General features: G+C 64.8%; 22 protein-coding genes. 13 read left to right on the top strand and 9 right to left on the bottom strand.

What is annotated here, in order from left to right; translation table 11 throughout:
- The first annotated feature begins 11 nt into the window (after nt 1-11).
- From lgt to D8676_RS11320, 6 genes are all read left to right on the top strand, one after another.
- Entirely contained in the window at nt 12-866 is an 855-nt protein-coding gene (lgt, locus tag D8676_RS11345) for a prolipoprotein diacylglyceryl transferase (RefSeq protein WP_183097058.1), read from the top strand.
- Nucleotides 863-1,951 carry a class I SAM-dependent methyltransferase gene (locus tag D8676_RS11340; protein ID WP_121580967.1) on the top strand — a complete coding sequence of 363 codons (1,089 nt, stop codon included), beginning with the start codon at nt 863-865 and terminating at the stop codon, nt 1,949-1,951. The genes lgt and D8676_RS11340 overlap by 4 nt, the downstream gene beginning before the upstream one ends.
- An 89-nt stretch (nt 1,952-2,040) precedes the next feature.
- A complete protein-coding gene (gene pgeF, locus D8676_RS11335; protein ID WP_121580966.1) occupies nt 2,041-2,829 on the top strand; it encodes a peptidoglycan editing factor PgeF in 789 nt (262 codons plus the stop codon).
- Nucleotides 2,829-3,980: a Xaa-Pro peptidase family protein gene (locus D8676_RS11330; protein WP_121580965.1), complete on the top strand. Its 1,152-nt coding sequence runs from the start codon at nt 2,829-2,831 to the stop codon at nt 3,978-3,980. Before pgeF ends, D8676_RS11330 begins: the two co-directional genes overlap by 1 nt.
- Nucleotides 3,981-4,090: 110 nt before the next feature.
- A complete protein-coding gene (locus tag D8676_RS11325) occupies nt 4,091-4,660 on the top strand; it encodes a hypothetical protein (RefSeq protein WP_121580964.1) in 570 nt (189 codons plus the stop codon).
- 115 nt (nt 4,661-4,775) lie between these two features.
- Nucleotides 4,776-5,711, top strand: a complete 936-nt coding sequence (locus D8676_RS11320) for a ribose-phosphate pyrophosphokinase (RefSeq protein WP_121580963.1) — start codon at nt 4,776-4,778, stop codon at nt 5,709-5,711.
- A gap of 44 nt (nt 5,712-5,755) precedes the next feature.
- Here D8676_RS11320 and D8676_RS11315 read toward each other — a convergent pair whose 3' ends face one another.
- A complete protein-coding gene (locus tag D8676_RS11315; RefSeq protein WP_121580962.1) occupies nt 5,756-6,520 on the bottom strand; it encodes a sulfite exporter TauE/SafE family protein in 765 nt (254 codons plus the stop codon).
- A gap of 317 nt (nt 6,521-6,837) precedes the next feature.
- On the opposite strand from D8676_RS11315, the gene D8676_RS11310 reads away from it, so the two are divergent.
- From D8676_RS11310 to D8676_RS11280, 7 genes are all read left to right on the top strand, one after another.
- Nucleotides 6,838-7,485 carry a 50S ribosomal protein L25/general stress protein Ctc gene (locus tag D8676_RS11310; protein WP_121580961.1) on the top strand — a complete coding sequence of 216 codons (648 nt, stop codon included), beginning with the start codon at nt 6,838-6,840 and terminating at the stop codon, nt 7,483-7,485.
- A gap of 24 nt (nt 7,486-7,509) precedes the next feature.
- Nucleotides 7,510-8,238, top strand: a complete 729-nt coding sequence (gene pth, locus D8676_RS11305; protein ID WP_121580960.1) for an aminoacyl-tRNA hydrolase — start codon at nt 7,510-7,512, stop codon at nt 8,236-8,238.
- 78 nt (nt 8,239-8,316) lie between these two features.
- A complete protein-coding gene (gene ychF, locus D8676_RS11300) occupies nt 8,317-9,420 on the top strand; it encodes a redox-regulated ATPase YchF (protein WP_121580959.1) in 1,104 nt (367 codons plus the stop codon).
- Between the two features lie 385 nt (nt 9,421-9,805).
- Nucleotides 9,806-11,428: a heme peroxidase family protein gene (locus D8676_RS11295; protein ID WP_121580958.1), complete on the top strand. Its 1,623-nt coding sequence runs from the start codon at nt 9,806-9,808 to the stop codon at nt 11,426-11,428.
- 164 nt (nt 11,429-11,592) lie between these two features.
- Entirely contained in the window at nt 11,593-12,567 is a 975-nt protein-coding gene (gene corA / locus D8676_RS11290) for a magnesium/cobalt transporter CorA (RefSeq protein WP_121580957.1), read from the top strand.
- Between the two features lie 84 nt (nt 12,568-12,651).
- Complete coding sequence (locus D8676_RS11285) at nt 12,652-13,113, top strand: MaoC family dehydratase (protein WP_121580956.1); 462 nt, start codon at nt 12,652-12,654, stop codon at nt 13,111-13,113.
- A complete protein-coding gene (locus tag D8676_RS11280; protein ID WP_121580955.1) occupies nt 13,110-13,580 on the top strand; it encodes a MaoC family dehydratase in 471 nt (156 codons plus the stop codon). The genes D8676_RS11285 and D8676_RS11280 overlap by 4 nt, the downstream gene beginning before the upstream one ends.
- A gap of 43 nt (nt 13,581-13,623) precedes the next feature.
- Here the strand turns inward: D8676_RS11280 and D8676_RS11275 are convergent, their stop codons facing one another.
- From D8676_RS11275 to D8676_RS11240, 8 genes are all read right to left on the bottom strand, one after another.
- Nucleotides 13,624-14,169: an adenine phosphoribosyltransferase gene (locus D8676_RS11275; RefSeq protein WP_121580954.1), complete on the bottom strand. Its 546-nt coding sequence runs from the start codon at nt 14,167-14,169 to the stop codon at nt 13,624-13,626.
- A gap of 95 nt (nt 14,170-14,264) precedes the next feature.
- A complete protein-coding gene (locus D8676_RS11270) occupies nt 14,265-15,128 on the bottom strand; it encodes a cytochrome c1 (protein ID WP_121580953.1) in 864 nt (287 codons plus the stop codon).
- A gap of 13 nt (nt 15,129-15,141) precedes the next feature.
- A complete protein-coding gene (locus tag D8676_RS11265; protein ID WP_121580952.1) occupies nt 15,142-16,443 on the bottom strand; it encodes a cytochrome b N-terminal domain-containing protein in 1,302 nt (433 codons plus the stop codon).
- 13 nt (nt 16,444-16,456) lie between these two features.
- The gene (gene petA, locus D8676_RS11260) at nt 16,457-17,020 is read right to left on the bottom strand and encodes a ubiquinol-cytochrome c reductase iron-sulfur subunit (protein ID WP_281034280.1); all 564 of its coding nucleotides are present in this window, start codon (nt 17,018-17,020) and stop codon (nt 16,457-16,459) included.
- 296 nt (nt 17,021-17,316) lie between these two features.
- Nucleotides 17,317-17,616, bottom strand: coding sequence for a DUF6665 family protein (locus D8676_RS11255; protein WP_121580950.1), 300 nt, complete (start codon nt 17,614-17,616; stop codon nt 17,317-17,319).
- 25 nt (nt 17,617-17,641) lie between these two features.
- On the bottom strand, nt 17,642-19,510 hold the full coding sequence (locus D8676_RS11250; protein ID WP_121580949.1) for an ABC transporter ATP-binding protein: 1,869 nt from the start codon (nt 19,508-19,510) through the stop codon (nt 17,642-17,644).
- Nucleotides 19,507-21,378 carry an ABC transporter ATP-binding protein gene (locus D8676_RS11245; protein ID WP_121580948.1) on the bottom strand — a complete coding sequence of 624 codons (1,872 nt, stop codon included), beginning with the start codon at nt 21,376-21,378 and terminating at the stop codon, nt 19,507-19,509. The genes D8676_RS11250 and D8676_RS11245 overlap by 4 nt, the downstream gene beginning before the upstream one ends.
- Before the next feature lie 39 nt (nt 21,379-21,417).
- On the bottom strand, nt 21,418-21,846 hold the full coding sequence (locus D8676_RS11240) for a hypothetical protein (RefSeq protein ID WP_121580947.1): 429 nt from the start codon (nt 21,844-21,846) through the stop codon (nt 21,418-21,420).
- Nucleotides 21,847-21,850: the final 4 nt, after the last annotated feature.

Below are 21,850 nucleotides of genomic sequence, written 5' to 3'. Positions count from 1 at the left end.
CGGAGCTTCACGTGACCGACTATCTGATGCTGCCGCTGGCGGTCCTTCCCTTCCCCGACATCGATCCGGTGATCGTCCAGATCGGTCCGCTCGCCATACATTGGTACGGCGTCGGTTACGTCGTCGGCATCCTGTTTGCGTGGTGGTACGCCAAGCGGCTGGTCGCCAATGAGCGTCTGTGGCCTGCCGGCGTCAAGCCGATGCGGCCGGAGGACATCGACGATTTCCTGGTCTGGGCGGCGATCGGCGTCGTGCTCGGCGGCCGCGTCGGGTACATACTGTTCTACGATCTCGCCCGCTACATCGCCAATCCGCTCGACATCTTCGCGGTCTGGCAGGGCGGCATGTCCTTCCATGGCGGCTTCGCCGGCGTCACCGTCGCCATGATCCTCTTCGCCCGCTCGCGCGGAATCGGCATCTGGACGATGTTCGACGTGATATCGGCCGGCGTGCCGGTCGGGCTCGGGCTCGTGCGCGTCACCAACTTCATCAATTCCGAGCTCTGGGGCCGCCCTTCCGACGTGCCCTGGGCCTTCGTCTTCCCGACCGGCGGCCCGGAGCCGCGCCACCCGAGCCAGCTTTACGAGGCCGCGCTCGAAGGGCTCGTCCTCTTCCTCGTGCTGAGGCTTCTCACCCACGGGCTCCTGAAGCTGAAAAACCCCGGCACCGTCTCCGGTGCGTTCCTTGCCGGCTACGGCCTCTCGCGCATCTTCGTGGAGTTCTTCCGCGTGCCCGACGCGCATATCGGCTATCTCGCCGGCGGCTGGCTGACCATGGGCATGATACTCTCGACGCCCATGGTGCTCTTCGGCCTGTGGGCCATCTGGCGGGCGAGGTCGCAGGTGGCGCAATCCGCTGCAGCATGAACCGCCTGGGCGAGAAGATCGCCGCGCTCATCGGCGCTGCCGGTCCGATCTCGGTCGCCGACTACATGGCGATCTGCCTGTTCGATCCCGAATATGGCTACTACACCACGCGCGAGCCCTTCGGCGCGGCGGGCGACTTCGTCACGGCGCCTGAGGTCAGCCAGATGTTCGGCGAACTGGTTGCCGTCTGGCTGGCCGAGGCCTGGTCGGCCGTCGGCGCTCCCCTGCCCCTGACCATCGCCGAGATAGGACCCGGCCGCGGCACGCTGATGAAGGACATGGTCCGCACCCTGCGCCGCATCGCGCCGCGTCTCGCCGCCGGGGCCGATTTCGCCCTCGTCGAGGCAAGCCCCCGGCTGACGGCGGTCCAGCGCGACACGCTCAGCGACAGCGGGCCTGCTTTTGCCTGGCATGCGACGCCCGACACGCTGCCCGACCAGCCCTTGCTCATTGTCGGCAATGAGATATTCGATGCGCTGCCTTTCCGCCAGTTCGTCCGCCATGACGGCAAATGGATGGAACGCGCCATCGGCCTCGACGCCGACGGCAGCTTCCGGTTCGGCATCGGCACCGCCTCCCTCGCGGCGGAACAGCTTCCTACTACCGCGAGGAATGCTCCGGACGGCAGCATCTTCGAGATCGCGCCGGCGCGCGAAGCGCTGATGTCGGCGCTCGCCCAACGCATCGCCGCGCGCGGCGGCGCCGGCATCTTCTTCGACTACGGCCACCTCGAGCCGGGATTGGGCGACACGTTCCAGGCGGTCCGCAAACACCGCAGCGAAGGCGTGTTCGACAATCCGGGCGAGGCCGACCTGACCTCGCATGTCGATTTCTCCGCTCTCGAGGCGGTCGCCACATCGCATGGCCTTGCGGCGCGCAAGGCGACGCAGGCCGAATTCCTGCTCGGCATGGGGCTTCTGGAGCGCGCCGGCCGCCTCGGACAGGCGGGCGATTCGGCTGTGCACGAAAAAATTACCGCCGATGTCGAGCGCCTCGCCGGACCCGACCAGATGGGCGAATTGTTCAAGGTTCTGGCGCTTCTGCCACCAGGCGTTTCGGTGCCGCCCTTCCGCGACGCGAGTTGACTTGACCGCCCCCCTTGCCGCACTCTCCGCCGCTCGCGCGGGCGACATCCCGTATTGACGAAATCGGTTTCCGAACACAAAAGGCGGCGATGCTGACCCAGACCAGACCGGAGCCGCTCCGTTCGACCTTGCTCGACAGGCTCGCAGGCATCAGGCATGGCTATTTCACTCGCGCCGGCGGTGTGTCCACCGGCATTTACGGCAGCCTGAACATCGGCACCGGTTCCGCCGACGACCAGGCGCTCGTGGCGGAAAACCGCCGCCGCGTCGCCGAGTGGATGGGCGTTCCGGCCGATCACCTGCTGACCGCGTACCAGGTCCATTCTCCCGACGTGATCGTCGCGCGCGAACCCTTTTCCGGCGAACGGCCCAAGGTGGACGCCATCGTGACCGATCGTCCCGGAATCGCTGTCGGAGCTTCCTCCGCCGATTGCGGACCCGTGCTGTTCGCCGACCCGCAAGCACGCGTCGTGGGTGCCGCCCACGCAGGCTGGAAGGGCGCCTTCACCGGCGTGCTGGAGAATACGATCGCCACGATGGAAGGCCTCGGCGCCCGCCGCGAGAACATCGTCGCCGTGCTGGGACCGTCGATCGGCGCCAGCAACTACGAGGTCGGCCCGGAATTCATCGACCGATTCGCCGCCGCCAACCCCGCCAACGACCGGTATTTCACGCCTTCCGGCCGGCCGGGCCACGCCATGTTCGATCTCAACCGCTATACGGTCGACCGGCTGACCGCGGCAGGCGTTACCGCCGACGCCCTTTACCGCTGCACCTATGCCGAGGAGGATCTGTTTTATTCCTACCGCCGCGCCACGCACCGCTCCGAGGCGGATTACGGGCGCCATGTTTCAGCAATTGCCCTGGAGCGTATTTGATGGCTCTGCACTTTGACCGTTCCGAATTCGACGCGCGCCGCGACCGGCTGCTCGTCGAGATGACCGAAAAAAAGCTCGACGCCGTGCTGCTCTTTGCCCAGGAAAGCATGTACTGGCTGACCGGTTACGACACGTTCGGCTTCTGCTTCTTCCAGTCTCTGGTGGTGAAGTCCGATGGATCGATGGTGCTGCTCACCCGCTCGGCGGACCTGCGCCAGGCGCGCCAGACCTCGATCATCGAGAATATCGTGCTGTGGACCGACCGCGAGGGCGCCAACCCGGCCGTCGACCTGCGCAACCTTCTGAACGATCTCGACCTTCTCGGGAAACGCATCGGCGTCGAATACGACACGCATGGACTGACCGCCTTCAATGGCCGCCGGCTCGACGAGCAGCTCCAGACTTTCGGCCAGATCGCCGACGCGTCCGGGATCGTCGGCCGCCTCAGGCTCTTCAAGAGCCCGGCGGAGATCGCCAAGGCGGAGAAAGCCGCAGCCCTCGCCGACGACGCGCTGGACGCCGCCCTTCCCTTGATCAAGCAGGGTGGCGACGAGGCTGCTATCCTTGCCGCCATGCAGGGAGCGGTCTTCGCAGGCGGCGGCGACTACCCGGCCAACGAGTTCATCATCGGCTCCGGGCCCGACGCCCTGCTCTGCCGCTACAAGGCAGGCCGGCGCAAACTGACGAAGAACGACCAGCTGACGCTCGAATGGGCCGGCGTTTTCCATCACTACCACGCCGCCATGATGCGCACGGTGCTCACCGGCAAGCCGACGAAGCGCCACCTGGAGCTGTTCGAGGCGGCCCGCGACGCGCTTCTCGCCGTCGAGAAGGCGATGACACCGGGCAACAGCTTCGGCGACGTGTTCGATGCCCACGCCCGGATCCTCGAAGCGCACGGGCTGACCAAGCACCGCCTCAATGCCTGCGGCTATTCGCTCGGCGCCCGCTTCTCGCCGTCCTGGATGGACATGCCCATGTTCTACCAGGGCAATTCCGAGCCCATCGCGCCGAACATGACGCTGTTTGCCCATATGATCATCATGGATTCGGAAACCGAGACAGCAATGACGCTCGGCCGCACCTATCTGACCACCGAATCACAGCCGAGGGCGCTTTCCCGCCATGATCTCGACTTGATCGTGCAGTGACGATAGGACTTGGTCGCCAGCCAGGCACCGGACCGACGGGGGGAGCGGTTTGGGACGAATCCGGTGCCCGGGCAAAAGTGTAAGTATCGCGTAACACGGAGATTGAGGGCATGAAACGATTGCCGTTCCTGGCCGGATCGTTGCTTGCTGCGTTTGCCGTGTCCGCCTGCAACAGCACCCAGGATGTGCTGGAGCCGTCGGCGATCGCCGCCTCGCCGCCCGCGCCCGGAGCCCTCCAGTCCGAAACCGGGGCCGGCGCCGTTCCGATGCAGCCCGCTTCGACAAACACGTCGGCAGCGCTCAATCCGGGCATTGCGGCGCGCACCCGCTTGCGCTTCGATCCGATCGTCGGCGCCACCGTCGACGTTGCGACGCCTTTGACCGAGCGGCTCGCCCAGCGCGCCCGGGCGCGCGGAATCACCCTCGCCGGCAACGCCGACCCTGCGACGACGCATATCCTGAAAGGCTATTTCTCGACGCTTACCGAAGGCGGGCAGACCACGATCATCTATGTCTGGGACGTCTACGACCCGGCCGGCAACCGGCTCCATCGCATAAATGGCCAGCAGAAGGCGGGCAAAGGCGACGGCTGGGGCGCTGTGCCGCCGGCCGCCATGCAGGCGATCGCCGATTCCACCGTCGACCAGCTCGCATCATGGCTTGCCAGCAGCACGGGATGACCCGGCTTGCACCGAATCTTTGGAATAATCGTCGCTAGCGCTTGCAATGGCGGCGCTTGACGCTAAAAGCCCCGATCATATCCAGGCCTGTCCTCCACACACGCCGAGACGCTGCATGAAACTTTTCGCGGGTAATTCGAACCGGGCGCTGGCCGAAGCCGTCGCGCGTTACCTGAACATACCGATCGGAAAGGCCAGCGTCAGGCGCTTCGCGGATCAGGAAATCTTCGTCGAGATCCAGGAAAACGTGCGCGGCGAGGACGTATTCGTCCTCCAGTCCACCTCGTTCCCGACGAACGACCACCTGATGGAACTCCTGATCATGATCGATGCGTTCATGCGCTCCTCGGCGCGGCGCATCACCGCGGTGATTCCCTATTTCGGCTATGCCCGCCAGGACCGCCGCGCTTCCGGCCGCACGCCGATCTCGGCCAAGCTGGTCGCCAACATGATCGCCCGCGCCGGGGCCAACCGGGTGCTCACCCTCGACCTCCACGCCGGCCAGATCCAGGGTTTCTTCGATATCCCGACCGACAACCTGTTCTCGGTGCCGGTCATGTCGCGCGACATCAAGGCGAAATACAAGCAGCTCGGCAACGTCGTGGTCGTGTCGCCAGATGTCGGCGGCGTGGTGCGCGCCCGCGCGCTCGCCAAGCGCATCGACGCGCAGCTTGCCATCGTCGACAAGCGCCGAGAGCGGCCCGGTGAGTCGGAAGTGATGAACATCATCGGCGACGTGCACGGCAAGGATTGCCTGCTGATCGACGACATCGTCGATTCCGGCGGCACGCTCTGCAACGCGGCCGACGCACTGCTGGCCAACGGCGCCACCAGTGTCACCGCCTACATCACCCATGGCGTGCTTTCGGGCGGCGCGATCGCGCGCATCGCCGGCTCCCAGCTGCAGGAACTCGTCATCACCGACTCGATCCAGCCGACCTCCAGCATCGCTTCGGCGCCGAACGTCCGCGTCGTCTCCATTGCCGACCTGATCGGCGAGGCCATCTCGCGCACGGCCCAGGAAGAGTCCGTCTCCAGCCTGTTCGACTAGATCGGACGATCGGCAGCAGTCTGCCGCCCGTCCTGCGACCGCCCTCAGCGCAGCACGCCGTCCAGGAGCGGCAGGCCGATGATCGCCGCGCCAGCGATCAGTCCGTAGCAGATGCGCCGGAAGACGATCTCGTTCGCAAGGGTGAACAGGCGGGCTCCGCTGAACAGGCCGAGCGCGAAAGCCGGGCCGATCATCAGCGACAGTTCCACGGTTTCCCAGGTGAGGATGCCTGCGATCAGATAGCTGGCGACCGACAGGACGCTAGATATCGCGAAATAGAGCACTATGTTGGCACGCACGGTCTGCGGCGTGAAATTGCCGCCCAGCCAGTACGCCACCACTGGCGGGCCGCCGACCTGCGCGGCGCCGGAAAACAGTCCGGACGTCAGCCCGACGGCGGCAGTCAGGCTTGCATGCGGGCGACCGTGGTAGCGCCAACCGGACATCAGCAGGGCGAGAAGAACGACCACTATGCCGACGATGCCCCAACGGATCGTGGTGCCTTCCATGTGGGTGAGCAGATAGGTGCCGAGCGGCACGCCCAGCACCGCACCAGTCGCCATCGTGCCGACATTCGGTCTGTCTGCGTTCCGCCACGCCTTCGGAATCAATCCCGGCGTCAGGACGATGTCGACGATCAGCAGCAGGGGAACCGCAAGCTTCGCCCCGACCAGCGCACTGGCGACGGGCACGAAGATCAGCGCGCCTCCGAACCCGGAGAAGCCGCGCGCGCATCCCGCCACCAGCGCGACGACCACAAGGACAACGATGCCGCCGGTGGAAAGATCGACGGAAAGGAATTCATTCATACCGGGGTGAGCCGTGGATGGACTGAGCAAGGCTGCGGTATACGCGGGAGCGGCGTATCTGTGATCTGCCAGTGCGGATTTGGTGCATGTCCAGGCCATGCAGTGCTTGGCTTGCGTCATTTATCGCCTTCCGCTATAGGACCGCCACCCGCGTAGACACCCTTGGAGGCAACGCGGATGAGAGCCGCGGCTCGCATGATCCCGAAAAGTGGAATCCGGTTTTCGGATCAGATCATGCGCAAAGCGCGGCTTTCGACATTTTCGGCAGCCGCCGCGGCGGAATTCGAAGATGCTCCAGCAACGCGAAAGGAAAAGCCATGAGCCACGATACGTACGAGCTCACGGCCGAAGCGCGCGAACAGGTCGGTAAGGGGTCCGCCCGTGCAGTTCGCCGCAACGGCAAAGTGCCTGCAGTCATTTATGGCGACAAACAGCCTCCCCTGGCTATCGCCCTGTCCTACAAGGACATTTTCTACAAGATCCACGGCGGCGGGTTTCTGACCACGATCGCCACGATCGACGTCGGCGGCAAGAAGATCCGTGTCCTGCCGAAGGACTATCAGCTGGATCCCGTCAAGGACTTCCCGCTGCATGTCGACTTCCTGCGCGTCGGCAAGAACACCGAGGTCAACGTCAACGTTCCGGTACACTTCATCAATGAAGAGAAGTCGCCAGGCATCAAGCGCGGCGGCGTCCTGAACATCGTGCGCCACGAGGTGGAGTTCCACTGCCCGGCCGATGCGATCCCGGATGCGATCACGATCGACCTCACCGGCGCCGAGATCGGCGACTCGATCCACATCTCGGCCGTGAAGCTGCCGGCCGGCGTCAAGCCGGTCATCGCCGACCGCGACTTCACCATCGCGACCGTCGCCGGCTCTTCCGCGATGAAGCCGGAGACGACCGAGGCTCCGGAAGCCGCCGAGGCTCCTGAGGCGGCCGAAGAGCCGTCCGAAGAGAAGTAAGTTCGGGTCCGGAGGGCCGGTTCGATGCTGCTCTTTGCAGGTCTCGGCAATCCGGGCGAGAAATACGCCAACAACCGGCACAATGTCGGCTTCATGGCGGCGGACGCGATCGCCCGCCGCCATTCCTTTTCGCCCTGGACGAAAAAGTTCAAGGCTGAGATCGCCGAGGGCAGGATCGGCGGCGAAAAAGTGCTGCTCATCAAGCCGCAGACTTTCATGAACCTGTCCGGCCAGGCCGTCGGCGAGGCGCTGCGCTTCTACAAGCTCGAACCGTCCGCTGTGACGGTCTTCTACGACGAGATCGAACTGCCCGCCGGCAAGGTGCGGGTCAAGACAGGCGGCGGTTCGGCCGGCCACAACGGCATCCGCTCTCTCGACCAGCATCTCGGCAAGGACTATCGCCGCGTCAGGATCGGCGTCGGCCATCCGGGCGTCCGGGAGATGGTGCACGGTCACGTACTCGGCGACTTCGCCAAGACCGACCGCGAATGGCTCGACGTCCTGCTCGACGCCATCGCCGACAACGCGGACCTCGTGGCGAAAGGCGACGAGAGCGGCTTCATGAACAGGATCACGCTGGCGCTGCGCAACAGGCTTCAGCCGACCGGCGAGGATGACCGTCCGCCGCCGAAGGCGCCCAAGGCCAAGGCGCAGAGCCACATCCGCCAGGCAAGGCCTCAGCAGCCGGCCGTCAAGGTGCCGGAAACCGGGCCCATGGCTGCCATGCTGAAGAAGCTTCTCGGCAAGGGTTGAGGTCGAGACTTGACGATCGTTGATCCTTTCGCCCATAGCCCTGAGCAAATTCTGACTTCCCGATAGGACTGGACCATCATGGGTTTCAAATGCGGCATCGTTGGGCTGCCCAACGTTGGCAAGTCGACGCTTTTCAACGCGCTGACGCGCACGGCGGCCGCGCAGGCCGCAAACTATCCCTTCTGCACCATCGAGCCGAATACCGGCGAGGTGGCGGTGCCTGATCCCAGGCTGAAGAAGATCGCGAAGGCCGCGGGCTCCAAGGAGATCATCCCGACCCGCATCTCCTTCGTCGACATCGCCGGCCTGGTGCGCGGCGCCTCCAAGGGAGAAGGGCTCGGCAATCAGTTCCTCGCCAACATCCGCGAAGTCGACGCCATCGTGCATGTGCTGCGCTGCTTCGAGGATGACGACATCACCCATGTCGAAGGCCGCATCGATCCGGTGGCCGACGCCGAAACCGTCGAAACCGAGCTGATGCTCGCCGACCTCGACAGTCTGGAGCGGCGCATCGTCAATGTGAGGAAGCGCGCCCAGGCCAAGGACAAGGAGTCCATGACGGTGCTGCCGGTCATGGAGAAGGCGCTGGAGCTTCTGCAGGACGGCAAGCCGGCGCGCATCATGCTGAAGGGCATCGCCGCGGAGGACCTTCGCATCCTTCAGGGTCTCAACCTGCTGACCTCGCACCCTGTCCTCTACGTCTGCAACGTCGCGGAGAAGGATGCCGCGACCGGCAACGAGCACACCAACGCGGTGGAGAAGATGGCCGAGGCGCAGGGCGCCCGCACCGTCGTCATCTCGGCGGCGATCGAGGCCGAGGTCGCGCAGCTTCCCGACGACGAGGAGATGGAGTTCCTCACCTCCATGGGCCTCGAGGAGCCGGGCTTGGACAAGCTCATCCGCGCCGGCTACGAACTGCTCGACCTGATCACCTATTTCACCGCCGGTCCCAAGGAGACCCGCGCCTGGACGATCCAGCGGGGCACCAAGGCGCCACAGGCCGCCGGGGTCATCCATACCGACTTCGAGCGCGGCTTCATCCGCGCGCAGACGATCGCCTACAACGACTTCGTCACGCTGGGCGGCGAGGTCGCCGCCAAGGAGGCGGGCAAGGCGCGCGACGAAGGCAAGGAATATGTCGTCCAGGACGGCGACATCATGCTCTTCAAGTTCAATACCTGACGACTTTCTCCCGCGTCGCTGCACAATCGAGAGTCGACCCTCCAAGGACAGGGGATCGACCGCATGTCTTTTCATCCAGAAAACGCATTGTTTTCAGGCCCATAAGCTTGGAAAAACATGCGTTGATATTGCAGTAGAAAATTCCCGAATGACACAAGTCCTTTTATGACTATTGTCACGACAATTGCGTTATACTAACATTTCGTGTTGCAGTTCATAAAATGAATCACCCCAAGGGGTAACGGGGTGTCGCTATTGAAGTATCGGAGGAGAAAATAGCCGGAGATTCAGGCTGTTATTGAATCATAGACCTCCTGCGCGGGCGATGGGGAGAAAACCCAAAGTATCGAGGGCAAGAGCCCCGGTACGAAAGTAGGAGCTTGTCATGTCCCTTAAACTCAAGACTGCGCCTAAACCCAAGACTGCCTCCAAGCCCAGGTCAGCCAGAAGCGCGGCAGATCTCGCTCTGACGATCGCCAAGCTGAAGCTGGAGACGACGACAGCCAACAATGCGGTGAAGACGACGCCCGGTCACGGCGTGGCCGGCCGGCACCCGACCAGGGCGCTGCTCGATGCGCTGTCGGGCCACAAGGATCCCGGCATGTTCGGCCGGATGTTCCCGACGCTGCCGCCGCTCGACGTCTCAGACGCCAAGCTGCAGGCCCTTGCCGCGGCGATGGTCGACAGCAATGCCGGCGACCCGGCCGGCAACAATCCGAACATACCGGCCGGCTTCACCTATTTCGGCCAGTTCGTCGATCACGACATCACGCTCGACCTGACCTCGCTCGGCGACAAGGAGAAGGACCCGCTCGGCATCGAGAATTTCCGCACGCCGAGCGTCGACCTCGACTGTGTCTACGGCCTGGGTCCCGACGGCAGCCCGCATCTCTATGCGCGCAATCCGGCCGCCGGCAACAAGCATGGGCCGAAGCTGCTGATCGGCAAGAACCTCAACACCGGCGAGGGCGACTTCCGCAACGACCTGCCGCGCAGCCCCGAAGGCTTCGCGCTGATCGGCGACCATCGCAACGACGAGAACCTGCTGGTGGCGCAGACGCATCTGGCCATGCTGAAGTTCCACAACGCCGTCTGCGACATGCTGTCGACCGGCGCCAACCCGCCGCCCGACATATTCAAGGAAGCCCGCCGGATCGTCACCTGGCACTATCAGTGGATCGTGCTCCACGACTGGGTGGAGCGGCTGACCGAAAAGGGGATCGTCGCCAGGATCCTCAAGGACGGCCGCAAATTCTACCGCTTCAAGAAGGTGCCCTATATGCCGGTGGAGTTTTCCGCCGCCGCCTACCGCCTGGGGCACTCCATGGTGCGTCAGCGCTACTCCCACAACCGGGTGTTCAACACGCCGCAGGACTTCAGCCTGTTCTTCCTGTTCAGCGGGCTGTCCGGCGACATCATCGGCGACCTGTCGGCCGGCGGCAGCGGCTTCCCGACACTGCCGTCCAACTGGATCATCGACTGGCGGCGGTTCCATGAGCTCGGCGACAGCGGCGGGGCGCCCGTCCCGATGGCGCCATCGCGCAAGCTCGACCCCTACCTGGTTTCGGCGCTCCACAACCTGCCCGGCGGGGGCGGCAATCTCGCCTTCCGCAACTTGAAGCGCGGCGTCAATCTCGGCCTGCCGTCGGGCCAGGCCGTGGCCAAGCATCTGAAGGTCAAGAACCCGCTCACTTCGGCCGAGATCGCCTCCGACAGCAACGGTTCGACGGATGGCGCCACGGCCAAGGCGCAGGGCCTCCATACGGCAACGCCGCTCTGGTACTACATCCTCAAGGAGGCCAAGGTCCGCAACAATGGCGAGCGCCTCGGCCCGGTCGGCTCGGTCATCATATCCGAGGTCTTTGTCGGCCTCGTCCACGGCGACCACAACTCGTTCATCTGGCAGCAGAAGAACTGGAAGCCCACCCTGCCCTCCGCGAAGGCGGGAAATTTCACCTTCGCCGACCTGTTGCGCTTCGTGAACGACATCAATCCCCTCGGCGATTGATACCTTGCTGACGCGCCTGTTGCGGCGGACATGCCCGTCCGCCGCAACTCCCCTGAGCCGACGCCTCCCCGAGCGGTCTTGACGCTGCCCTCCCCCCGGTCTAAGCGCCCGGTGAACCACGGCCCGTAGCGTCCGCTTCTGTCGAAAATCAGGGGAGTACGGCGATGATCAAGGCTTTCGTCGCTGAAAACGATCGTCTGCGCCTTGTTGGCGACCTTGCCGCCGAAAAGGACCGGGTCGTCTGGATCGACCTTCTCGGGCCGACGAAGGACGAGGAAGATGCCGTCGAGCGGCTGATCGGCATCGGCATCCCCACCCGAGAGGAGATGGAGGAGATCGAGATATCCTCGCGCCTCTACGTAGAGGACGGCGCCTTTGTCATGACCGCGACGCTGCCGGCGCATGCCGACGGCGACAGGCCCGAAATGCTGCCCGTCACCTTCGTGCTCGCCGGCCACCGGCTGGTCACCATCCGCTACCACGAGCCGCGCGCCTTCCAAACCTTCCCGATGCGCGCCGAGAAGGCAGACCTCGGCTGCACCAGCGGCGACACCATCCTGGTCTCTTTGCTCGAAGCGATCGTCGACCGGCTGGCCGATGTGCTCGAACGCGGCAGCCGTGAGGTCATCGACATATCGCAGGACATCTTTCATTCGAAGGAGAAGAAGGTCTCCGACCGCGACCGCGACTTCCAGGAGATCCTGCACCGCATCGGCAGCAAGGAGGATCTCGTCTCGAAGATCCAGGACAGCCTGCTCACCCTGCAGCGCCTGTCCGGCTTCCTCGCCAATTTCGTCGGCCGCGACCCGGGCGACAAGGAGATCCGTGCCCGCGTCAAGACGCTGTCGCGCGACGTGACCTCGCTCTCCGACCACGCCTCGTTCCAGACGCAGAAGATCACCTTCCTGCTCGACGCGACGCTGGGGATGATCAACATCCAGCAGAACGCCATCATCAAGATCGTCTCGGTCGCTGCCGTGGTGTTCCTGCCGCCGACGCTGGTCGCCTCGGTGTACGGCATGAATTTCGACGTGATGCCCGAGCTCAAATGGTTTTTCGGCTACCCCCTGGCGCTCGCCCTGATGGTCGTGTCGGCCGTGCTGCCCTTCTGGTTCTTCCGCCGCAAGGGTTGGCTCTGAGGCCGCAATCCCTTATCACCGCAACGGCTTCCAGCCGCATCCGACGCCCTTCCTGGCATAAAGGCCCATCTCAAAAGGATCAGCATGACCGGCAAGACCTGGGCCTTTGAGGATTTCGTCGAAGGCATGTCGATCGACCTCGGCGCCAAGGACGTCACCGCGGCCGAGATCGTCGAGTTCGCCAGCGAATTCGATCCGCAGCCGATGCACCTGGACGAGACGGCCGGCCAGGCAAGCATCCTCGGCGGGCTGTCCGCCTCAGGCTGGCATACGTGCTCGATGTTCATGCGGCTGTTCTGCGACGCAATCCTGCTCGATTCGACTTCGCAGGGCGCGCCAGGCGTCGATCACATCAAATGGAGGAGGCCGGTGCTGGCGGGCGACCGGCTGACCGGGCATACCGTCGTCGTCGCCAGCCGTCCGTCGAAGTCGCGCCCATCCCTTGGCCTCGTGACGCTCCGTTCCGAACTGTTCAACCAGCGCGGCGAAACCGTCCTGCAGCTCGAAAATACCGGGATGTTCCTGAAGCGCGGGGCCGCCATATGACGCATGATCCCTCGCTCGACGCGTTCTTCGAGATCGGCGTCGCCGTCCCGCTCGGGGCCCACACATTCGACGCCGAAAGCATCAAAACCTTCGCCAGGAAATACGACCCGCAGCCGTTTCACATCGACGAACAGGCGGCGAAGGACAGCGTCTTCGGCGGCCTTTGCGCGTCCGGCTGGCATACGGCAGCCGCCTGGATGAAACGCAATCTCGCCACCCCGGGCAAGCATTGGACCGGAACAGGCTCTGCTCCCGTTTTCGGCCCCTCGCCGGGCATAACGAACCTGAAGTGGCTGAAACCCGTCTTTGCCGGCGAGACCGTCGCCTACAGCCGCACCGCCCTGTCGCACCGGGCGATGGGGTCCCGTCCCGGCTGGCGCGTTCTGACGGTCCGCGCCGAAGGCGTTGATTCCACCGGTGCAAAGGTCATCGAATTCGACAGCGCCGTGCTTGTGAAGGTGGAATAGCGCCGGAGAGCTGCCTTCCCTTTGCCGGGAAGCATCTCCGCCCTCAGTGTCCCTCGAAGGCGATCAGCGTCCTCACCGTCACGCCGAGGTTTTCGAGCTTCCTGCGTCCGCCGAGATCGGGCAGGTCGATGACGAAGCACGCAGCGACGATGTCGGCGCCCATCTGGGTGAGCAGCTTCACGGCGCCTTCGGCAGTCCCGCCGGTCGCGATCAGGTCGTCGACGAGGATGACCTTCTCGCCCGGCTGCACCGCATCCTTGTGCATCTCCATCTCGTCTAGCCCGTATTCCAGGCTGTAGGCGACCCTGACCGTCTCGTGCGGCAGCTTGCCCTTCTTGCGGATAGGCACGAAGCCGGCGGAAAGCTGGTGCGCGATGGCGCCGCCAAGGATGAAGCCGCGCGCCTCGATGCCGGCGATCTTGTCCACCTTCAGTCCCGCGTACGGATAAACCAGCTCGTCGATCGCCCGCCGGAAGGCGCGCGCATCGCCGAGCAGCGTGGTGATGTCCCGGAACAATATGCCCGGCTTGGGATAGTCCTTGATGGTCCGGATCGACGAAAGCAGCGTGTCTTCGAGAGTGGTCTTCACGCGCGTAGCCCCATTGCTCTCTAGTTGTGCCGGTTTGGCGGGCAAAAGAAAAGGGCGCTGCTGCGCCCTTTTCTGTCAACGTTCCTGCCGGTCGTTCAGTGCGCGACCTTCGCCCAGACCTTGCGTTTGGTCAGGTAGACCAGCCCGGCGAAGAGCACCAGGAAGACCATGACGCTGAAGCCGGTCTGCTTGCGCGCCTCGAGATGCGGCTCCGCCGCCCACATCAGGAAGGCCGCGACGTCGCGCGAATACTGGTCGACCGTCTGCGGACTGCCGTCGTCATAGGTCACCTGGTCGTCCGAGAGCGGCGCCGCCATGGCCAGCGACTTGCCCGCGATGAAATAGGGATTGTAGTGCGTGCCGTCGGCGATTTGCATGCCGGCCGGCGGCTCGTGGTCGTAGCCGGTCAGCAGCGAGTGGATGTAGTCCGGACCGTTCTCGGCATACTGCGTGAAGATATCGAACACGAAGGTCGGGAAGCCGCGGGTCACGCCACGCGCCTTGGCGATCAGCGAGAAGTCCGGCGGAGCGGCGCCGTTGTTGGCGGCTGCGGCGGCTTCGTGATTCGGGAACGGCGACGGGAAGTGGTCGGAAGGAATGCCCGGGCGCTCGAACATCTCGCCATCGGCATTCGGACCGTCCTGCACCGTGTATTCGGCCGCGAACGCCTTCACCTGCGCCTCGGAATAGCCGAGGTCCCCCAGGGTGCGGAACGCCACCAGGTCCATCGAGTGACAGGCCGAGCAGACCTCCTTGTACACCTTGAGGCCGCGCTGCAGCTGCCCGCGGTCATAGGTGCCGAACGGGCCGGCGAACGTCCAGTCCTCCTGCGTCGGCTGGAGGATCGGGAAATGCGTCGGCTCGGCCTCGTTATGGCCCGCTTCCTGCGCCGCGGCGATGCCCGTCGCGCCGGCCATCACCAGGCCGGCAGCCGCCAGAACGCTGAGAATCCTGCTCATCGAAATGTCCCTCTCAGCCCTTGGTTTCCGGCGCGGCCGTCGCGCCTGCCGGGTGGCCGGCCCCGCCCTTGTTCTTCTCCAGCACCGCCTCCGTGATCGAATTGGGCAGCCGGCGCGGCGTCTCGATCAGCCCGAGCAGCGGCATGATGACCAGGAAGAAGGCGAAGTAGTAGAGCGTCGACACCTGCATCGCGGGGATATACCAGCCCTCCGCCGGCTTGGAGCCCAGCCAGCCCAGGAAGATGGCGTTCGCGGCGAAAAGCCAGAAGAAGAACTTGTACCACGGGCGGTAGACGGCCGAGCGCACCTTTGAGGTGTCAAGCCACGGCACGATGAACAGCACCGCGATCGAGCCGAACATGGCGAGCACGCCGCCGAGCTTGGAGTCGATCGGCCCGATGTTGAAGGTGATGGCGCGCAGGATCGCGTAGAACGGCAGGTAGTACCATTCGGGCACGATGTGCGCCGGTGTCTTCAGCGGGTCGGCGACGATGTAGTTGTCGGGATGGCCGAGATAGTTCGGGATGTAGAACACGAACCAGGCGAACATGATGAAGAACACCACCATCGCCAGCGCGTCCTTGATGGTCGCGTAGGGCGTGAAGGCGACCGTGTCGGTCTTCGACTTCACCTCGATGCCGGTCGGGTTGGTCTGGCCGACGACGTGCAGCGCCCAGATGTGCAGGATCACCACGCCGGCGATCATGAAGGGCAGCAAATAGTGCAGCGAGAAGAAGCGGTTGAGGGTCGGATTGTCGACCGCGAAGCCGCCGAGCAGCAGCTGCTGGATCCAGTCGCCGACCAGCGGGATGGCGGTGAAGAAGCCGGTGATGACGGTAGCGCCCCAGAAGCTCATCTGTCCCCACGGCAGCACGTAGCCCATGAAGCCCGTCGCCATCATCAGGAGATAGATGATGCAGCCGAGGATCCAGAGCAGCTCGCGCGGCGCCTTGTAGGAGCCGTAGTAGAGGCCGCGGAAGATGTGGATGTAGACGGCGATGAAGAACATCGACGCGCCGTTGGAATGCAGGTAGCGCAGCAGCCAGCCGGAATTCACGTTGCGCATGATGTGCTCGACCGACTGGAAGGCCAGGCCGGTGTTGGCCGTGTAGTGCATGGCGAGCACCACGCCGGTCAGGATCTGCGCGACCAGCATGATCGAGAGGATGCCGCCGAACGCATAGGCGTAGTTCAGGTTGCGCGGCACGGGATAGGAAACGAACGAGTCGTGCACCAGCCGCGGCAGCGGCATGCGTGCGTCAACCCAGCGTCCGATGCCGGAATTAGGCGTGTAGGTCGAGTGTCCACCGCTCATTGGATATGCCCCCTCAACCGATCCGGATCCGGGTATCGGATATGAATGCGAAAGTCGGCACGGCGAGGTTCTCCGGCGCCGGGCCTTTGCGGATGCGTCCCGCCGTATCGTAGTGCGAACCGTGGCACGGGCAGAACCAGCCGCCGAAATCGCCGGACTGGCCGAGCGGCACGCAGCCGAGATGCGTGCAGACGCCGACCATGACCAGCCAGTTTTCCTTGCCTTCGCCCGCCGCGCGGTCCTCGTCGGTCGCCGGCGCGTCGGACGCAAGGTTGGCGTTGCGCGCCACCGGGTCCTTGAGGTCGGCCATCGGCACGCTCTTCGCGGCTTCGATCTCTTCGGGCGTGCGGTTGCGGATGAACACCGGCTTGCCGCGCCACTTGACCGTCAGCGACATGCCCGGCTCCAGCTGCGTGACGTCGACCTCAATGGAGGCCAGCGCCAGCGTCGAGGCGTCGGGACGCATCTGGTCGATGAAGGGCCACGCGAACGCCGCGGCGCCTACGGCTCCCGCCATGCCGGTGGCGACATAAAGGAAATCACGGCGTGTGGGATCGTGGGTGTCGGTCGCGCTCACGGGACTCGGTCCTTTCGTCACATGATCGCCGGCGGCGGAGCCATTCCCCTCGCTCATCACGCGCCGGCCCGTCAGCGCATGGCGACGAGCTAGCGAGATTCCTCCGGCATTTTTCGAGGTTTGGTTTATGCGTGAAGCCCCACTTTGTCCAGTCGCCACCAAGGGGCAGGGCAGATTGTCGCGGAGTACCGGAAAAGCGCGACATTTCGGTAGTTTGACCCATACCTTAGGACCAAATTTCTGGGGGAAAGGCTCGGGCTGGTTGGCCGATGGCACTGCTGCCAGTATCGAGCCGGCTATTTCGCTCCCAGCCTCGCCAGCACGGCCCGCGGGATCTCATATTCGCGGATGATCGCGTCATGCCGGCGAAAGCCGCAGAGTTCGCGCTGGATGAAATAGGCATGCACCGCCTCCGCCGCCGCCTTGAGCAGCGCCTCGCGTCCTTCGGCCCCTTCGGGATGCGCCTTGAGCCCCGCCAGCGCCAGACGCGCCTTTTCGCCGGCCTTGCCGAGCGCCGCCGCCTTCTCGGCAAGGATCTCGTGGCCGAGAAGATCGAGCCCCGAATCGGCCGGCAGGCCCGGCCACATGGTCGACATGCGTTGCGACAACGCTTTTCCCGTTCTATTCCGCGGCCAGCCGGTCGCCCAAAAAGCCGCCCGACTGCCGCTTCCACAATTGCGCATAGAGGCCGCCGCGTTCAAGCAGGCTCTCATGCGTGCCTTCCTCGACGATCCTGCCCTCGTCGAGCACGATCAGCCGGTCGAGCGCGGCTATGGTCGACAGCCGGTGCGCAATGGCGATCACCGTCTTGCCTTCCATCAGCCGGTAGAGATTGTCCTGGATCGCCGCCTCGACCTCTGAATCCAGCGCCGAGGTCGCCTCGTCGAGGATCAGGATCGGCGCGTCCTTCAGCATCATGCGCGCGATCGCGATGCGCTGCCGCTGTCCGCCCGACAGTTTCACGCCGCGCTCGCCGACCTGCGCGTCATAGCCTTTGCGCCCCCTGGGATCGGCGACATCGACGATGAAGTCGTGCGCGGCCGCCCGCCGGGCCGCGTCCTCGATCTCGGCCTGGCTGGCGTCGGCCCTGCCGTAGCCGATATTCTCGCTGATCGCCCGGTGCATCAGCACCGCGTCCTGGCTGACCACTCCGAACTGCTGCCTGAGCGACGCCTGCGTCACCGACCGCACGTCCTGTCCGTCGATCAGGATACGGCCCTCCTCGACGTCGAACAGTCTGAGGATCAGGTTGACGACGGTCGTCTTACCGGCTCCGGACGGGCCGATCAGCGCCACCCGCTCGCCGGGCCTGATGTGCAGGTTCAGCTTCTCGATGACGCCCTCGCCCTTGCCGTAGTGGAAGGTGACGTCCTCGAAGCGGATGTCGCCCTCCGCGCGCGTCAGCAACTTGGCGTCAGGCGCATCCTGGATCGCCGGCCGCACCGAGATCGTGCGGGTCGCGTCCTGCACTGTGGCGTAGTTGCGCACCAGCCCGTTGATGTTGAACATCATCCAGCCGGACATCTGGTTCAGCCGGAACACCAGCCCGAGCGCTGCCGCGATCGCGCCGGTCGAGATGCCGCCGCCGGTCCATTTCATCACGCAGATCGCGGCGACCGTGCTCATCATGACGCCGTTGAGCAGGGCGATCGCCGAGCGCACGGTGGTGATGGCGCGCGTCAGCCGCACGACGGCGGCGAGGAAGCTCTCCAGCCCGTCGCGCACATAGGCATGCTCGCGCCTGCCGCTGTCGAACAGCTTTACCGACATGATGTTGGTGAAGGCGTCGACCAGCCTGCCGTTGAAGACCGAGCGTTCGTCGGCGGTCGCGCGACCGGCACGCCGCATCTCCGGCAGCAGGAACCAGATGATGCCGACATAGCCGAGGAACCAGAGCGCCACGACCAGCCCCATCCAGGGATCGACCGAGATCAGGATGGTGAGCGCGAGCACCATGAAGGTCAGGAACGACCACAGGGTCTGCAGCATGTTGACGATGAAGTCGCCGACGGCCTCGCCGCCCTGCATGATCTTGGTGGCGATGCGGCCTGCGAAGTCGTTCTGGTAGAAGGCGTAGGGCTGCTCGATCACGCGGCGGAACGACTGCCAGCGCACCATCGAGTAGAAGCCAGGCACGATGACCTGCTGCTCGACCACCGCCGAGCCGATCATCACCAGCGTGCGAACGACGAGCAGCAATGCCAGCAGCCCGACCAGTTCCACCCAGTGCTCGGCAAGCAGCGTCTGCGGACTGGACTTGTCAAGCAGGTCGATCAGCCAGCCGACCGACCAGTAGAGCGCGGCGTCGACGGCGCCTGCCAGCCCGCCGACGACGAGCAGGAGCAGGAACGGCCCTTTCGCCTGGCGCGCGAAGTAGAGGATGAACTGCCAGGCGGTGTCCGGCAGCACCTCGCGATCGGTGTCGTGGAACGCGTCGATCGCGCCCTCGAACCGCCGCCAGAGCCGTTCCCGAAAATCTCCGTCACTCATTCCGCAGCAATCTCTTCGGCCTCCTTCGGTTCCGAAACCGCCTCGTCGATCAGGAAGCCGCCCGACTGCCTCTGCCACAATTGGGCATAGAGGCCGCCCCTGGCGACCAGCGCCTCATGCGGTCCCTCCTCGACGATGCGGCCACCGTCCATGACGACCAGCCTGTCCATTGCCGCGATGGTCGACAGCCGGTGGGCGATGGCGATCACCGTCTTGCCCTGCATCAGCTTATACAGGTTCTCCTGGATCGCCGCCTCGGCCTCCGAGTCGAGCGCCGAGGTCGCCTCGTCGAGGATCAGGATCGGGGCATCCTTCAGCATGACACGGGCGATCGCGACGCGCTGCCGCTGGCCGCCGGAGAGCTTCACACCGCGCTCGCCGACATGGGCGTCGAGGCCCCTGCGCCCCTTGGGATCGGCCAGGCCGTCGATGAAGTCGAGCGCCTCGGCGCGCCGCGCCGCCTCGATCATCATCTCTTCGGTTGCGTCGGGCCGGCCGTAGAGGATGTTCTCGCGCACCGAGCGATGCAGCAGCGAGGTGTCCTGCGTCACCATGCCGATCTGCGCGCGCAGGCTGTCCTGCGTCACCGCGCCGATCTCCTGCCCGTCGATCCGGATGCTGCCCTTTTCGAGGTCGTAGAAGCGCAGCAGCAGGTTGACCAGCGTCGACTTGCCGGCGCCCGAGCGCCCGACGATGCCGACCTTCTCGCCGGGCCTGACGGTGAGCGACAGGTTCTCGATGACGCCCTCGCCCTTGCCGTAATGGAAACCAATGCGGTCGAAGACGATGTCGCCCTCGGTCACCACGATCTCCTTGGCACCCGGCCTGTCCTCGACCAGCCGCGGCAGCGAGATCGAGCCGATGCCGTCCTGCACCGTGCCGATGTTCTCGAACAGCGCCGACACTTCCCACATGATCCACTGCGACATGCCCCAGAGCCGGAGCACCAGTCCGATGACCACAGCCACCGCGCCGATGGTGACGGCGTCTCCGAGCCACAGCCAGATCGACAGCGCGCTGACCGAGAACAGCAGCAGCGAATTCATCAGATAGAGCATGCCGTAGAGGCCGGTGACGAGCCGCATCGAGCGATGCACCGTCTCCAGGAAATCGCCCATCCCCTCGCGGGCGTAGCCCGCTTCGCGCTGGGCGTGGCTGAACAGCTTCACCGTCTGGATGTTGGTGTAGCTGTCGACCACGCGGCCGGTCATCATCGAGCGCGCGTCCGCCTGCTCCGCCGAGACCTTGCCGAGGCGCGGGATGAAGTAGCGAAGCAGGAACACATAGCCGATGAGCCAGGCGACCAGCGGCGTCGCGAGCCGCCAGTCGGACGAGCCGACGATGTAGAGCATGCCGAGGAAATAGACGATGACGTAGTTGAGGACGTCGATCAGCTTGATGACGCATTCGCGCACGGCCAGTGCCGTCTGCATCAGCTTGGTCGCGATGCGGCCGGCGAACTCGTCCTGGTAGAAGGTCATCGACTGCTTGAGCAGGTATCGATGCACGTCCCAGCGGATGCGCATCGGATAGTTCCCCATCAGGGTCTGCTGGTGGAACAGCGACTGCAAAATGGCCATGCCGGGCAACAGGAACACCACGACGAACGCCATTCCGGCGAGCTTCCAGCCCTCGGTCTGGAGGAACGTCTCACGGTTCTGCGCCGACAGCCAGTCGACGATGCTGCCGAGGAAGCCGAACATCCACACTTCGGCGAGCGCGATCGCTGTGATCAGCAGCCCGGCGGCGGCGATGTAGGGCCACGCGCCGCGCGTATAGTGCAGGCAGAAGGCGACCAGCGTCTTCGGCGGCTCGACGGGATCCTCGGCCGGAAACGGGTCTAGGCGATTTTCAAACCAGCGGAACATGCAAAGGTCTTTCAAGCTTGGAGCACGGAGCCGGCCCGGTCAGGCGGCCCGGCTCCCATTGTATTTTGTGGCCGGCACGCTCGGTGCGTTCTTCTCCGGCTCGGAGGCGTCCGCTTCGACCAGCCAGACATAGGGCTTCCGCCTGCTCTCGCCGAGAGCCACGGCCCGGACGGTCGTTTCGCCAGACATGTCTGCTGGCAGAGCCGCGTCCGGCCGCTTGCCCGCAAGCCGGTTGAACGCCCGCGCCACCCAGCCTGGCCTGCTCGCGACCGGAACCGTCCGGGAAAGATCGACGTCCGGCAACATGCCGCGGTGCGGATTGCGTTTCGGCTGATAGGCCTCGCGCCGCTGGCCGAGCGACAAAGCCCAGGCATCCAGACGCGCGTCGTCGAGACGGATCGGCTGCTCCGCTTCGTATGTCGAAAGGCTGTACGGGTCGCGCACCAGGCGCTTGGAACTGAAAAACATCGCG

It is taken from the genome of Mesorhizobium sp. YM1C-6-2, from assembly GCF_003666685.1.
Classification (GTDB): domain Bacteria; phylum Pseudomonadota; class Alphaproteobacteria; order Rhizobiales; family Rhizobiaceae; genus Mesorhizobium_K.
This window is presented reverse-complemented; position numbering and strand designations above follow the sequence as displayed.

Excerpts from the sequence above, each read along its gene's own strand:
- D8676_RS11295 (WP_121580958.1), top strand. The coding sequence starts at position 9,806 with ATGTCCCTTAAACTCAAGACTGCGCCTAAACCCAAGACTGCCTCCAAG.
- D8676_RS11330 (WP_121580965.1), top strand. The coding sequence starts at position 2,829 with ATGGCTCTGCACTTTGACCGTTCCGAATTCGACGCGCGCCGCGACCGG.
- D8676_RS11240 (WP_121580947.1), bottom strand. The coding sequence starts at position 21,846 with ATGTTTTTCAGTTCCAAGCGCCTGGTGCGCGACCCGTACAGCCTTTCG.
- D8676_RS11245 (WP_121580948.1), bottom strand. The coding sequence starts at position 21,378 with ATGTTCCGCTGGTTTGAAAATCGCCTAGACCCGTTTCCGGCCGAGGAT.
- pth (WP_121580960.1), top strand. The coding sequence starts at position 7,510 with ATGCTGCTCTTTGCAGGTCTCGGCAATCCGGGCGAGAAATACGCCAAC.
- D8676_RS11255 (WP_121580950.1), bottom strand. The coding sequence starts at position 17,616 with ATGTCGACCATGTGGCCGGGCCTGCCGGCCGATTCGGGGCTCGATCTT.
- ychF (WP_121580959.1), top strand. The coding sequence starts at position 8,317 with ATGGGTTTCAAATGCGGCATCGTTGGGCTGCCCAACGTTGGCAAGTCG.
- D8676_RS11325 (WP_121580964.1), top strand. The coding sequence starts at position 4,091 with ATGAAACGATTGCCGTTCCTGGCCGGATCGTTGCTTGCTGCGTTTGCC.
- D8676_RS11340 (WP_121580967.1), top strand. The coding sequence starts at position 863 with ATGAACCGCCTGGGCGAGAAGATCGCCGCGCTCATCGGCGCTGCCGGT.
- D8676_RS11285 (WP_121580956.1), top strand. The coding sequence starts at position 12,652 with ATGACCGGCAAGACCTGGGCCTTTGAGGATTTCGTCGAAGGCATGTCG.
- D8676_RS11280 (WP_121580955.1), top strand. The coding sequence starts at position 13,110 with ATGACGCATGATCCCTCGCTCGACGCGTTCTTCGAGATCGGCGTCGCC.
- D8676_RS11320 (WP_121580963.1), top strand. The coding sequence starts at position 4,776 with ATGAAACTTTTCGCGGGTAATTCGAACCGGGCGCTGGCCGAAGCCGTC.
- D8676_RS11315 (WP_121580962.1), bottom strand. The coding sequence starts at position 6,520 with ATGAATGAATTCCTTTCCGTCGATCTTTCCACCGGCGGCATCGTTGTC.
- pgeF (WP_121580966.1), top strand. The coding sequence starts at position 2,041 with ATGCTGACCCAGACCAGACCGGAGCCGCTCCGTTCGACCTTGCTCGAC.
- D8676_RS11310 (WP_121580961.1), top strand. The coding sequence starts at position 6,838 with ATGAGCCACGATACGTACGAGCTCACGGCCGAAGCGCGCGAACAGGTC.
- D8676_RS11265 (WP_121580952.1), bottom strand. The coding sequence starts at position 16,443 with ATGAGCGGTGGACACTCGACCTACACGCCTAATTCCGGCATCGGACGC.
- D8676_RS11270 (WP_121580953.1), bottom strand. The coding sequence starts at position 15,128 with ATGAGCAGGATTCTCAGCGTTCTGGCGGCTGCCGGCCTGGTGATGGCC.
- D8676_RS11250 (WP_121580949.1), bottom strand. The coding sequence starts at position 19,510 with ATGAGTGACGGAGATTTTCGGGAACGGCTCTGGCGGCGGTTCGAGGGC.
- corA (WP_121580957.1), top strand. The coding sequence starts at position 11,593 with ATGATCAAGGCTTTCGTCGCTGAAAACGATCGTCTGCGCCTTGTTGGC.